The following is a 14415-nucleotide window of genomic DNA, read 5'->3' as shown; positions in this document are numbered from 1 at the left end:
TGCCATTTTTGTTTTCCTCCTTAGATAAAAGTATAATCTGGTTTTAAGATTTTATATACCCGTTCGGGTACCTCGTAGCACATGTCTTGCGGGCGGGAGTCGCCCGATAAGACATGCATTTTTGTTTTTGGTCTATTCTTCGCAGTAAACAGTCGGGAGTGCGGCATATACGGCTGCGCATACTACGAGGTCAGCTTTCCATGTCTTTTCGTTCGGCGCATGTGCCTGTGCTTCTGCTCCAGGACCAAAACCGATACATGGGATACCGTTTCTTCCCATGATGGATACGCCGTTTGTAGAGAATGTCCATTTGTCTGTCAGCGGACGGCTTTGGCGCATTTCAATCGTTTCCTCTGTACCAATTCGTTTTTCCCCGTAAAGAGAAGTATAGGCTTTTTCAAGAGCTTTTGTTACTTTGTGATCTTTTGGTATCGCCCATGTCGGGAAATAACATTCGATTTCGTAAACACATCCTGTGTAAGACGGACGATCATAATTATACATAGATACTTTTACATCGTCTCCGTATTTCTTTACACTTGGGAGAGCACGGATCTCATCCAGGCAGCTTTCCCATGTTTCGCCAAATGTCATACGGCGGTCAAGAGATACTGCGCAGGAATCTGCCACTGCACAGCGGCTGGGTGATGTATAGAAAATCTGCGATACAGTGACTGTTCCACGGCCAAGGAAGCGAGCTTCTTCCCAGTCGGGATTGTATTTCGGGTTCAGCATTTTTACCAGCCCTTTGATCTCTGTCTCATCGGCATCATCGTTTTCGTTCAGAGCACGTACATCCTGGAGGATGTCAGCCATTTTATAGATGGCGTTATCGCCTCGTTCCGGAGCAGATCCATGGCAGGATACCCCTTTGACATCTACCCGAATCTCCATACGTCCACGCTGTCCACGATAGATTCCACCGTCTGTAGGTTCTGTAGAGACAACAAATTCCGGGCGGACTTTATCTTCGTTGATGATATACTGCCAGCATAGTCCGTCACAGTCTTCTTCCTGAACAGTACCGGTTACGAGTACAGTATATTTGTCATTTAAAAGTCCCAGATCTTTCATGATACGTGCGCCGTATACAGCGGATACGATACCGCCGCACTGATCGGACACACCGCGTCCTCCGATTTCTGTATCAGATTCGAAGCCTTCATAAGGATCAAAATCCCAGTTGTCTATATTTCCGATTCCTACTGTATCAATATGTGCGTCAAAACCGATCAGCGTTTTTCCTGTTCCCATGTATCCGAGAACATTTCCTTGGGGATCAATCTCGACTTTGTCGAATTCCAGTTTTCTCATCTCTTCGGCAATGCGGTCGATATGTGCTTTTTCGCCGCAGCTTTCACCGGGATTTTTAACGATTTCCCGCAGAAATTTTGTCATATCTGCTTCGTAATTTTTGGCTGCTTCTTTGATTTTGTTGAAATCCATAATTTTCTCTCCTTATTAAAATAATGATGGTTTACATGTTATTTGTCATTTCCATCCCATACGATGGATCTATATCTTCCAGGATCTGTATCTCCTTCGGTAGAGAAGAGCAGTACCCGGGAATTTTCATCCAGGCCAAGATGGTCTCTTAAAGGTTTATATTCTTCCATAGTCATGATGCAGGACAAAACTCCGAACGGAGCTGCGCCGGATTCTCCGGAAGTGACAGGAGTATCCCCTTTAATCGGAGCGGCAAGCATACGCATGCCCTTTGCAGCAGCCCAATCAGGAGCGGCCACAAATGTATCCACATGATTTTTCAGGATATCCCAGGAGATCGTGTTAGGTTCTCCACAGGCAAGACCTGCCATGATCGTTACCATATCGCCGTCTACGATACGCAGCTCTCCGTCACCTGCACAGGCTCCTTTATACAGACATGCAGCGGCTTCTGCCTCCACGACAACAACTTTTGGCGGATTATCTGGATAGCGGTTAGCAAAATATCCCTGCACCGCTCCGGCAAGAGAGCCGACACCTGCCTGGATAAATACGTGGGTAGGACGATCACATCCGGCTGTATGGAGCTGTTCATCCGCTTCCATTGCCATCGTACCGTATCCCTGCATGATCCAGGCAGGAATTTCCTCATATCCATCCCATGCGGTATCCTGTACCATGATCCCATTCTCTGTTTTTTCTGCCATTGCGTTTGCCATGCGGACACATTCATCATAGTTGTATTCTTCGATCGTCGCCTGCGCGCCTTCTGCGAGAATATTATCCAGACGTGTCTGTGTCGTGCCCTTTGGCATGAGGACAACAGATTTTTGTCCGAGTTTGTTAGCAGCCCATGCAACACCGCGTCCGTGATTTCCGTCAGTAGCGGTGAAAAAAGTTGCCTGCCCGAACTCTTTTTTTAATTCTTCTGATGTCAGCACCTGATAGGGAAGCGCAGATACATCTCTGCCTGTCTGTTTTGCAATGTATCTTGCCATGGCAAAAGAACCGCCGAGAACTTTGAAAGCATTGAGTCCGAACCGATAAGATTCATCCTTGACATACACAGCGTCAAGACCTAGATAGGATGCCATATGTTTTAAATCTGCAAGTGGTGTCACGCTGTACTGCGGAAAGCTTTTGTGGAAGTTCCTTGCTTTTTCGACCTCTTCAAGCGCCATGACCTTCAGTTGAGAATCTTCTGTTTTAGGCATATTGTTTAGTGCCCATTTGATTGTTTCCATTGTTTGAAACCTCCTTATTATGATTTGAAAGTGTAGTATTCTTTCTGTGATCTTTAAGTGCAGAAGTTATTTCCCGGCATCCATATAGCTGTAGAGCGTGAATTTGGAAATGCCAAGAAAAGAAGATACCTTATCGCCGGACTTTGTGATCAGAAAAGCACCGGCATCATTTAAATATTGCACAACCTTGATCTTGTCGTCTTTATTCATCAGAGCCACAGGCTTTCCGACCAAAGCAGTTGCCTGTTCAATGAGCTGATCTAACAACTCTGTAACATTATGTGTGATGGTGGCAGGTGTATCCTCATCTTTACCGTCTGCGCGTTTTTCTGCTTCTGTCTGTATAAGCGGCTGAACAGCCGCCTGTGCCGCAATCAAAGGCGTTATATCGTAATTTAGAGAGAAGATATAAGAAATTGTATTGTCCTCTCCGCGGATATACATCGTACTGGATTTCAAGATTCTTCCGTCCTCTGTTTTCGTAAGATAAGACAACTTATCTTGTATTTTATCAGGATCAGCTTTCAGTGCCTCCAGTACGATGCCGGAAGGTCCGTCACCTTCTTGGCGGTTGGATACATGGCCGTTTTCAATATAGACGATAGAACGGCTTAGATCTTCCTGATTTAAATCGTGGATGACAATTTCGCAGGAAGTGCCAAATTGTACAGCGAGACCATGGGCAAGCTGCTTTAGCAAAGTGAGTCTATTTGCCATGTCGATCCTCCTTTCTTCAGGGGAAATTTAAGTGACCGCGATATATGCAGCTCACCGCTTTTGCAGCAAACAGGAGCTGCGCCTTTAAACTCATCATATCATAAAAAAAACGAAAATCAATACTTTTTCTAAAAAAAATTTAGGTAACTAAAAATAATTTAGAATTTGTATTGCAATTGTAAAAAATTGATGTTATTCTATATACAACAAAAGCTGTCTGAAAAAATTTGTATGAAAAAGGAGACGGAAAATATGTTGATTTTAGGAAACGGAAGGGTGATCACAAGAGACAAAAGCAGCCCCTTTATAGAAAATGGCGCAGTAGCTCTTGAGGGAAATTCGATTCAAAAAGTGGGCAGTCTGGAAGAGATAAAAGGTATGTATCCGGACGCAGAGTTCATTGATGCAAAAGGTGGATTGATCATGCCGGCATTCATCAATGCCCATGAACATATTTACAGTTCATTTGCAAGAGGTTTGGCTATCAATGGATATGATCCGAAAGGGTTTTTGGATATTTTAGACGGTATGTGGTGGACGATAGACCGGAATCTGACGCTTCAGGACACCTATTTAAGTGCTATGGCCACGTATATTGAGTGTATTAAAAACGGGGTGACGACGATTTTCGACCATCATGCCAGCTTTGGTTCTATAAGAGGGTCTTTATTTGAGATAGAAAGAGCTGCAAAAGAAACAGGCGTGCGTTCTTGCTTGTGTTATGAGATCTCCGACAGAGATGGGAAGGACAAGGCAAAAGAAGGCGTACTGGAAAATGCAGAGTTTATCCGCCATGCTTTACAGGACGATACGGGAATGATCGCCGGTATGATGGGAATGCATGCGCAGTTTACAATCTCCGATGAGACAATGGCGCTTGCGGCTGAACATAAGCCGGATGGAGTCGGATATCATATCCATGTGGCGGAAGGGATCGAAGACCTGCATCACTGTCTGAAGACATATGGAAAGCGGATCGTAGATCGTTTGATGGATCATGGGATCCTCGGTGAGAAAACACTGTTGGGACATTGTATTTATATCAATCCGCACGAGATGGAACTGATCAAGGAGACAGATACAATGGTTGTACATAATCCGGAGTCGAATATGGGAAATGCCTGTGGGTGTCCGCCTACCATGGAACTCGTTCACAGAGGGATACTGACCGGCTTGGGGACAGATGGATATACACATGATATGATGGAATCTTTCAAAGTGGCAAACGTACTGCATAAACACCATCTGTGTGATCCGAATACTGCCTGGGCAGAAGTTCCGCAGATGTTGTTTGAAAATAACGCAAAAATCGCGGGGCGGTATTTCAAGCAGGAGTTAGGCGTCTTAAAAGAAGGGGCGGCAGCGGATGTGATCATTGTCAACTATGATCCTCTTACACCTATGCATGCTGGAAATGTTAACGGACATCTTGTGTTTGGTGTAACCGGACATGATGTGGTGACGACGGTAGCAAATGGAAAAGTCCTTATGAAAGACCGAAGACTGACGGAGATCGATGAGGCAAAAGTGATGGCAGACTGCCGGCAGGCAGCAGCGAAACTGGCAAGCAGGATCAACAGTAAGTAAAAGGTAAAAATTATAGAAAGGGTGCACAAAGCATAAAAGGAAGCAACAGGTGAATACAGAAAAAACAATAGATAGAAAAGATAATACAGAATTATTTAAATGGGATGGGAATCCTACCTTAGGGCAGATACTGCCTCTTGCGGCACAGCATGTGCTGGCTGCTGTAGTTGGCTGTGTGACGCCGGCGATTTTGGTGGCAAACGCAGCAAATAATGCCGGCGGGAATGTAAATATGGGACTTTTGATACAAATGTCTCTTGTTTTTGCTGCGTTGTCAACTTTCTTACAGTTATATGGGAACAGGATACATTTAGGTTCCGGCCTTCCGGTCATCATTGGCGTCAGCTTTGCCTATGTGCCTACGATGACGGCGATCGCGGCACAGGCAAAAAGTGTGGATACGATACTGGGAGCGATGGTGGTCGGAGGTATAGTGGCCATTCTTGTGGGTCTGTTTATCAAGCAGATACGAAAGGTGTTTCCTCCGCTTGTGATCGGAACCGTCATCTTTGCGATCGGTCTGTCGCTCTATACGACGGCTGTCAATTACATGGCTGGAAATCCATCTAATACATATGAAGTGATCGTAGAAGAACAGGGGAAGACGGCGGCGCTGGTATTTGGTTCCTGGCAGAACTGGCTGGTGGCGTTTATCACACTGGGGATCGTAGTAGCCTTGAACCATTACGGAAAAGGTCTGTTTAAACTCGCCTCTATCTTGATCGGTCTTGTCTGTGGTTATATCGTAGCACTTTGTTTTGGAATGGTAGATTTTTCCGCGTTGTCAAGCGCAGGATGGTTTCAGCTTCCGAAGCCGTTGGAGTTTGGCATGAGTTTTGAAATTTCGGCGATCCTTCCATTGGCGATCCTTTTCCTCGTCAATTCTATCCAAGCAATGGGAGACTTTTCTGCGACGACCAGCGGCGGCATGGACAGGCTGCCTACGGATAAGGAATTAAACGGCGGGATCATCGGATATGGAATCAGTAATATTGTAAGTGCTTGTTTTGGCTGTCCTCCGACTGCGACGTTCAGTCAGAATGTAGGGATCGTTGGTTCTACAAAAGTAGTGGCGAGAAAGGTATTTTCGATGTCGGCGGCTATTTTACTTATAGCAGGTTTGATCCCGAAATTTTCCGCATTGCTCCGTACGATCCCGCAGTGTGTGCTGGGCGGAGCCGTAGCTTCTGTATTTGCTTCTATCGCGATGACAGGGATCAAACTGCTTGTTACAGAAAAATTGACGTTCCGTAACACGACCGTAGCAGGTTTATCTATTGCGATCGGAATGGGCGTATCATTAAGTAAAGGATGTTTAGATCAGATGACGCAGAGTATCCACAGCGCGCTGAATATGGGAATGAGTCTGGAGAACTTCCAGTCTATCATCAATAATACTTTTGCCTCTTCCCCGGTCGTACTGGCAACGATTTTCGCAGTGCTTTTGAATTTATTGCTGCCAAAGGATAAACCCGAGACGGAGTAGATAAATTGGATAAAAAAGTATATTGGAGGAAAGAATATGAGTGATATAATGAGACCGATGGCTTTTGACCAGTTATTAAACTGGATCCTGACGGAAAAGAAACAGTCAGGCACAGTATTTGGAGAACACCATCCCTATCATGCGGATGCAAAATATAACAGGACACTTTTTGGGCGTCCTCTTGAGACGCCTGTCGGACCGGCAGCAGGTCCGCATACACAGCTGACCCAGAATATTGTGGCTGCATACTATACGGGAAGCCGTTTCTTTGAACTGAAGACCGTACAAGTGATGGATGGAGCAGAATTATCTGCTTGTGTCAATAAACCGTGTATCAAGGCAGATGACGAATGTTATAACTGTGAGTGGTCAACAGAACTTTATGTGTCTGAGGCAATGGAAGAATATATCAAGGCATGGTTTCTTCTGAAAGTGCTGTCTAAAGAATTTGCCTTGGGCAGTATGGATGGCTTCCAGTTCAATATCAGTGTAGGATATGACTTGGAAGGGATTAAGTCAGAGAAGATCGACCGCTTTTTGAACACTATGCAGCATGCACAGGGATCCGCGATTTTTAAAGAGTGCAAGTCTTACCTGTTAGAGCATGTGGATCTGTTTGCTCATGTGACAAAAGAAGATATTGAAGGGATTTCTGGTGATATATGTAATTCTGTTACGATCTCCACACTGCACGGATGTCCTCCGCAGGAGATTGAGAAGATCGCAATGTATCTGATCACGGAAAAGGGCTTTCACACGTTTATCAAGTGCAATCCGACTCTTCTGGGATATGAGTATGCCAGAAAGACAATGGATGAAATGGGATATGATTACGTTGCCTTCGGTGATTTTCATTTTCTGGATGATCTGCAGTATGAAGACGCAGTCCCGATGCTTACAAGGCTTATGAAAGTGTGCGAGGAACGAAATCTGGAATTTGGCGTAAAGATCACAAATACATTTCCGGTAGATGTAAAACAGAAGGAACTGCCCAGTGAGGAAATGTACATGTCAGGGAAATCGTTGTATCCGTTGTCTATCTCCCTGGCAGCAAAATTGGCAGAAGAATTTGACGGAAAGCTTCGTATCTCTTATTCCGGCGGAGCAGACTATCACAATATCAAAGGAATCGTAGAGGCAGGTATCTGGCCGGTAACAGTGGCAACGACGCTGCTAAAACCAGGTGGATATGATAGAATGACGCAGATCGCGTCACTGCTGCAAAAAGAAGGGGACATATTTGAAAAAGTCAATGCAGAAGCCACAAGCAGACTTGCAGAAGAAGCTAAGACAAGTCCCTATCATGTAAAAGCGGTTAAACCGCTTCCTTCCAGAAAGATGAAAAAGCAGGTGCCGTTGTTAGATTGTTTCGTCGCGCCATGTAAGGAAGGCTGTCCGATACATCAGGATATTCCGGCATATCTTCAGCTTGTAAAAGAGGAAAAATATGAAGAGGCCATGGAGGTGATCACAGAAAAAAATCCACTTCCATTTATCACAGGCACGATCTGTGCGCATCCTTGTATGGGGAAATGTACCCGTAACTTCTACGAGGATCCAGTACATATCCGTACTATGAAATTGGCAGCAGCTAAGAACGGATACGATGCGTTGTTTGAAAAAATACAGACACCGGCTATTACAAAGGAAGGCAAAGCAGCGGTCGTCGGAGGCGGTCCGGCTGGTATGGCGGCAGCGTACTTCTTAAGAAGAGCGGGCATGTCCGTTACTTTATTTGAAAAGACAGGCTCCCTTGGCGGTGTAGTACGCCATGTAATTCCGGAATTTCGTATTCCTGCAGAGGCGATCGACAAAGATCATGCCCTGCTTGAAAAAATGGGTGTAGATATCTGCCTGCATACGGAAATAGACAGTGTGGAAACACTGAAAAAACAAGGCTATACATCGGTGCTCCTGGCAGTAGGCGCATATGAACCCGGTGTGTTAAAACTGGAAGCAGGCGAGACGGTAAATGCGTTGGAATTTCTGGCCAGATTTAAAGAAACAGAAGGGAATATAGATATCGGGAAAAATGTTGTTGTTATCGGCGGCGGCAACACGGCGATGGATACCGCAAGAGCAGCGAAACGAGCAAAGGGCGTGGAACACGCATATCTTGTATACAGAAGGACAAAACGGTATATGCCGGCAGATGAAGAAGAACTGCTCCTGGCAGTAGAAGATGGAGTGGAATTTATGGAACTTCTTTCTCCTGTAAAACTGGAGGATAAAAGGCTGTTCTGTGATATAATGAAATTAGGAGATTTTGACAGTTCCGGACGAAGAAGCGTTATTCCGACAGGGGAGCAGAAAGTAATCCCTGCAGATACGGTGATCGCGGCGGTAGGAGAAAAGGTTCCGTCTGCTTTTTATGAGGCGAATGGTATCCGTGTCAATGAACGGGGCAGAGCATTTGTCAATGAAGAAACATTGGAGACAAGTATTTCTGGCGTCTATGTGATAGGCGATGGGCTTTACGGACCGGCAACAGTAGTAGAGGGGATCCGTGACGGGCGAAAAGCGGCAGAAGCGATCATCGGCGCAGCATTGTGCAAAGAAACAGACATAAAGATAGCGGAGACGGTCGTTTATGAGAGAAAAGGAAATCTGTCCGATCTGCATTCCGACAAAGAAGAAAGCGGCAGGTGCCTAAGTTGTTCTACTATATGTGAGAACTGTGTGGAAGTCTGTCCGAATAGGGCAAATCTGTCCATCCGTGTTCCTGGAATGGAAAAACATCAGATCATCCATGTAGACTATATGTGCAACGAATGTGGAAACTGCAGAAGTTTCTGTCCCTATGACAGTGCGCCTTATCTGGATAAGTTTACACTTTTTGCAGATGAGAAAGATATGGCGGACAGCAAGAACCAGGGATTTGCCGTATTGGACAGAGAAAAGATCAAATGTGCGGTCAGATTTATGGGAGAGACTCTCATCTGGACAAAGGGAGAAAAGACGCATATTCCAGAGGCATTATTAAAGCTGATGGAAGCAGTCTGCACAGATTACGCCTATCTTCTCAGATAAGAAGTATTTTATAAAACAGTATGACCCGGCTGCGATTTTGCAAGGGAAAGAAGCGGGATGAAGCGAATGGATATACGATATAAAAAGGGAAAAGAGTGGCACAGAGCAGGGTCACTGCTTGAGATTACGGGGGCGGCATATATGGACGCCCCGGTCATCTCTGTAGTCGGAGCAGGCGGAAAGACGACAACGATCTGGCGTATGGCAGAAGAATTTGTGATGCGGAACAAACCGGTGATCGTCACGACGACGACGCATATGAAAAAAGAAACATTTCCATGGTTTTTATGGGAGCCTTCTATATGTAAAATGGAAAGAATTTTGGAAGCGTATAAAAAAGTGTGCGTAGGTGTTCCGGCCGAAAATGGGAAAATACAAAGTGTACCTAAGGAGTTCCTGGGAGAAATCTTGAAGCTGGGACGCCCGGTTTTGATCGAAGCAGACGGAGCAAAGCATATGCCTGTAAAAGTCCCGGCGGAGCATGAGCCTGTGATCTTGCCGCAGAGTACGCATGTATTTGCTGTTTATGGAATGGACGCAGTGGGAAGTACGATAGAAGAGGCATGCTTTCGCAGGAAAAGGGCAGAAATACTTTTGCGGAAATCCGGCAAAGAAAAGATTACTGCACAGGATATTGCGATGTTGGCTTCATCAGAATATGGAGGCAGAAAAAATTGTCCGCCGGACACAGGATACTGGGTCATTTTGAATAAAGCGGAAGGCGCATCCCGCCTTGCGGCAGCAGAAGAAATCTGTTGGATACTGCAAAGAGAAGGAATAAAAAATGTACTTGTGACGGGTGAAGGAGTGCAAAGCAGAACATGAAAATATTGATAAAGGGTGCGGGAGATCTGGCAACGGGGATCGCATCCAGGCTGTATGGATGCGGACATCAGATCGTGATGACAGAATTGGAAGTTCCCCTGACAGTGAGAAGAAGCGTGGCGTTGTCCAGAGCAGTCTATGAAAAATGTGCACAGGTAGAAAATATGACGGGGATCTGCGCAGGTTCACGCAAAGAGATAGAAGATATTTTGGAAAAAGGAGACATCCCAGTCGTTGTAGACGAGAAAGCAGAGACACGCTTTTGGTTTCGCCCAGATGTAGTGATAGATGCAATCTTGGCAAAAAGAAATTTAGGAACTTCCATTACGGATGCGCCCCTCGTCATCGGAGTAGGACCGGGCTTTACGGCAGGAGAGGACTGTCACTGCGTGGTGGAGACAAAACGGGGGCATACGTTGGGAAGCCTGATCTGGCAGGGAAGCGCTATTGCGAATACAGGAGTACCCGGAGAGGTGGGAGGCTATACGACGGAAAGACTGATACGCGCAGCAGCGGACGGGCTCATGGAACCAAAGGTGCAGATCGGGCAAAAGGTAGAAAAGGGACAGATCGTGGCGGTGACAGGCGAGCACCCGGTCTGCGCGCAGATGTCTGGGATCGTAAGGGGCATGCTGCAAAGCGGCGTTCGAGTAAAACGAGGATTAAAGATTGGAGATATCGATGCGCGAAGCGACGTATCTCATTGCATGTCTGTTTCTGATAAGGCACGCGCGATAGGAGGCGGTGTCTTGGAGGCAGTCAGCAGGTTTGAACATATGAAAGGGAGTTTTGCGATCGTTGTTTTAGCGGCAGGAAAAGGAGAGCGATTCGGCAGCAATAAGCTTAAAATTCCATTTTTTGACAGTGCACTTTATGAGATCATGTTTCAAAAAGCGGCTGCTTTTTCCGGGTATCCTGTTATTGTGGTGACGGGATATGAGGAGATAGAAAAAGCAGCAGAGAAAAACGGTTTTGCAGTGGCAAGAAATCAAGAGCCGGAACAAGGGATTTCCCGTTCTGTAAAGTTAGGTCTGGAAAAGGTGTTGGAGATAGACAGTACGATACAGGGAGTTCTTTTTACAGTATGCGATCAACCCAATTTGAAGATTTCGACGATACAGCGGATCTTCAATGAGGCGTTCTGCCATCCCGGACAGATCATCTGTGCCGGAGAGGATGGAGAAACGAGGAATCCGGTTTTGTGGGATAAAAGAGATTTTCCTGCACTTTTAACTCTGACTGGAGATAGCGGGGGAAGGCAAATATTAAAACACCACTTGGATAGAGTGCGGATCATAGAAACAGAAAAGGGAGAACTTTTGGATATTGATCGTCCAAAAGACCTGGAATGTTTAAGAAAGGAAGTGGGTGTATGATCACAGTTCTTGTAAATGGGAAGAAATATGAAGTAGAGAAGGACAAAAAATTGATGCGATTTCTGCGGGATGATCTGCATCTTACGTCTGTAAAAGACGGATGCAGCCAGGGCGCATGCGGGACATGTACAGTTCTTGTAGACGGAAAAACCACAAGAGCTTGTATACCAATGCTTTCTAAAGTAGAAGGAAAAGAGATCCTGACGGTGGAAGGGCTAAGTGACAGGGAAAAAGAGGTGTATACGTATGCCTTTGCCACTGCGGGGGCAGTACAGTGCGGTTTCTGTATTCCAGGGATGGTGATGTGTGCCAAGGGTCTGCTTGATAAGACGTCTGATCCTTCCCGGTTAGAGGTGATCGCGGCGATACGAAATAATATCTGCCGCTGCACTGGGTATAAAAAGATTATCGAAGGAATCCTTTTAAGCGCAAAGATTTTCAGAGAAAACTTGGATGTTCACGAAGAAAGTGGAAAAGTGACGGTAGGACAGGCAATGCAGCGGATTGATGCCAAAGAAAAAGTGACAGGTACCGGAGAATATCCGGATGATATTTATCTAGAAGGGATGATCTACGCAAGCGCAGTACGCTCCGAATATCCGCGGGCGAAAGTGCTTGCGATCCATGCAGAGGAAGCACTTGCCATGGACGGAGTGATCGGGGTCTATACGGCGCAGGATGTGCCGGGAAATGTCAAGGTAGGACACTTAAAACAGGACTGGGATACGATGATTCCTGTGGGTGGTATCACGCATTATCTGGGCGATGCGATATGCCTTGTGGCGGCGGAAAATCAGGAAATACTGGAAAATGCTAAAACGAAGATCAAGATTGATTACGAGGTGCTTACGCCGGTTTTGGATCCTTTTGAGGCAATGCAGGAAGACGCTCCTCTTGTGCACAGTACGGGAAATGTGCTGGCACATGAACATCTGGTGAGAGGAAATGCGGATGAGGTGATCGCAGCGTCGAAATATAAGGTTACAAGACATTATGAGACGCCTTGGACAGAGCATGCATTTTTGGAACCGGAATGTGCGGTGGCAATGCCTTTTGATGATGACGGTGTATTCATTTATTCTAGTGATCAGGGAACCTATGATACACAACATGAATGTTCTATCATGCTGGGGCTTCCACCGGAAAAAGTGATCGTGGAAAATAAGCTGGTAGGCGGTGGTTTTGGAGGTAAAGAGGACGTCAGTGTGCAGCATCATGCGGCTTTGGTTGCCTACTTAACGAAGCGGATCGTGAAGGTAAAACTTTCCAGACAAGAAAGTATCGTAGTACATCCTAAGCGTCATCCTATGTGGATGGATGTTACGACAGCTTGTGATGAAAATGGATATCTGACGGCCATGAAGGCAGTCGTTGTCTCTGATACAGGCGCATATGCTTCTCTTGGAGGACCAGTTTTACAGCGTGCCTGTACACATGCGGCAGGGCCGTATAATTTCCAGGTGATCGATATTGATGGGAAAGCAATCTACACGAACAATCCACCTGCAGGAGCATTCAGAGGATTTGGCGTGACGCAGACTTGCTTTGCTTCTGAAAGGAATTTAGATCTTTTGGCGGAACTGGTGGGGATATCACCGTGGGAGATACGGTACCGGAATGCGATACGTCCAGGGCAGGTTCTGCCAAACGGACAGATCGCAGATGCGTCTACCGGTGTGGCAGAAACACTGGAGGCAGTTAAGGAAGTCTATGAAAGTGAGCCTTATGCAGGTATCGCATGCGCTATGAAAAACGCAGGGGTCGGAGTAGGGCTTCCCGACTGGGGACGCTGCCGGCTGCTTGTAAAAGGAGGTAAGGTGCAGATCCATGCAGGTGCTTCTTGTATTGGTCAGGGACTGGGGACCGTATTGACACAGGTCATTTCCGAGACAGCAGGTCTGACATTGGAAGAAATAGAATACTGCAGACCAAATACGGCAAATTCACCGGATTCAGGAACAACTTCAGGTTCCCGGCAGACGCTGATCACCGGAGAAGCGGCAAAACGTGCCTGTCAGGAATTGAAGCAAGATTTAGAGAAATACGCACTTTCAGAGTTGGAGGGGAAAGAATATTACGGAGAATATCTTGCCAAGACGGATAAAATGGGCAGTGATGTGCCGAATCCGGTTTCCCATGTGGCTTATGGCTATGCCACACAAGTGTGCGTATTGAATGAAGACGGAACGGTGAAAAAGATTGTTGCCGCTCATGATGTGGGGAAAGCAGTAAATCCTGTCAGTGTAGAAGGGCAGATCGAGGGCGGAGTAGTTATGAGCCTGGGGTACGCGCTGACAGAAAAATACGAACTGAAAGACGGGTATCCGGTATCCAGATACGGAACTCTAGGACTTTTTAAGGCAGATAAGGTGCCGGAAGTGGAGCCGATCATTGTAGAAAAACCAGGAGTGGAGGTCGGATACGGTGCTATCGGTATCGGAGAGATCACATCCATCCCGACAGCGCCGGCTGTTGCAGGAGCATACTACAAATGGAATCACGATTTCCAGACAAAACTGCCTCTGACCGGGACACCTTATGAAAAGAAGAAAAAGTAGGGAGCAGATAACGTTTTAATTTTACTCATCCGATTTCACAGGAAATAGGAGAATCTTCAAGGAACAGGAAGCGGAGGTTGTCATCTAGAAGACAGCCTTCCTTTCTGTTTTTTGTGTTATAGACACCTAATGCCACCGGCAGCAAA

General features: G+C 46.1%; 9 protein-coding genes. 6 read left to right on the top strand and 3 right to left on the bottom strand.

The genetic code is table 11. The features are described 5' to 3' along the window. Positions 1-132: 132 nt before the first annotated feature. The 3 genes from BN3282_RS14085 to BN3282_RS14075 all read right to left on the bottom strand — a co-directional run bounded on the left by BN3282_RS14085 (position 133) and on the right by BN3282_RS14075 (position 3407). Positions 133-1446, bottom strand: coding sequence for a YgeY family selenium metabolism-linked hydrolase (locus BN3282_RS14085; RefSeq protein WP_059070139.1), 1314 nt, complete (start codon positions 1444-1446; stop codon positions 133-135). A gap of 38 nt (positions 1447-1484) precedes the next feature. Then, on the bottom strand, positions 1485-2690 hold the full coding sequence (gene dpaL / locus BN3282_RS14080) for a diaminopropionate ammonia-lyase (protein ID WP_059070137.1): 1206 nt from the start codon (positions 2688-2690) through the stop codon (positions 1485-1487). Positions 2691-2756: 66 nt separating this feature from the next. Further along, a complete protein-coding gene (locus BN3282_RS14075) occupies positions 2757-3407 on the bottom strand; it encodes a helix-turn-helix transcriptional regulator (RefSeq protein ID WP_059070136.1) in 651 nt (216 codons plus the stop codon). Positions 3408-3659: 252 nt separating this feature from the next. On the opposite strand from BN3282_RS14075, the gene ssnA reads away from it, so the two are divergent. The 6 genes from ssnA (at position 3660) to xdh (ending at position 14269) form a co-directional block, all read left to right on the top strand. Next, positions 3660-4994, top strand: a complete 1335-nt coding sequence (ssnA, locus tag BN3282_RS14070; RefSeq protein WP_059070134.1) for a putative aminohydrolase SsnA — start codon at positions 3660-3662, stop codon at positions 4992-4994. Between the two features lie 49 nt (positions 4995-5043). Further along, complete coding sequence (locus tag BN3282_RS14065; RefSeq protein ID WP_059070132.1) at positions 5044-6480, top strand: uracil-xanthine permease family protein; 1437 nt, start codon at positions 5044-5046, stop codon at positions 6478-6480. Between the two features lie 36 nt (positions 6481-6516). Continuing rightward, positions 6517-9510 carry a putative selenate reductase subunit YgfK gene (gene ygfK, locus BN3282_RS14060; protein WP_059070130.1) on the top strand — a complete coding sequence of 998 codons (2994 nt, stop codon included), beginning with the start codon at positions 6517-6519 and terminating at the stop codon, positions 9508-9510. A gap of 66 nt (positions 9511-9576) precedes the next feature. Continuing rightward, on the top strand, positions 9577-10335 hold the full coding sequence (gene yqeC, locus BN3282_RS14055; RefSeq protein WP_205408552.1) for a selenium cofactor biosynthesis protein YqeC: 759 nt from the start codon (positions 9577-9579) through the stop codon (positions 10333-10335). Beyond that, on the top strand, positions 10332-11711 hold the full coding sequence (gene yqeB, locus BN3282_RS14050; protein ID WP_059070128.1) for a selenium-dependent molybdenum cofactor biosynthesis protein YqeB: 1380 nt from the start codon (positions 10332-10334) through the stop codon (positions 11709-11711). Before yqeC ends, yqeB begins: the two co-directional genes overlap by 4 nt. Next, on the top strand, positions 11708-14269 hold the full coding sequence (xdh, locus tag BN3282_RS14045; RefSeq protein WP_059070127.1) for a selenium-dependent xanthine dehydrogenase: 2562 nt from the start codon (positions 11708-11710) through the stop codon (positions 14267-14269). The genes yqeB and xdh overlap by 4 nt, the downstream gene beginning before the upstream one ends. Positions 14270-14415 lie beyond the last annotated feature (146 nt).

The organism is Mediterraneibacter massiliensis (assembly GCF_001487105.1).
Lineage (GTDB): Bacteria > Bacillota > Clostridia > Lachnospirales > Lachnospiraceae > Mediterraneibacter > Mediterraneibacter massiliensis.
Note: the sequence above shows the minus strand (reverse complement) of the source record. Positions and strands in the feature narration are given on the sequence as shown.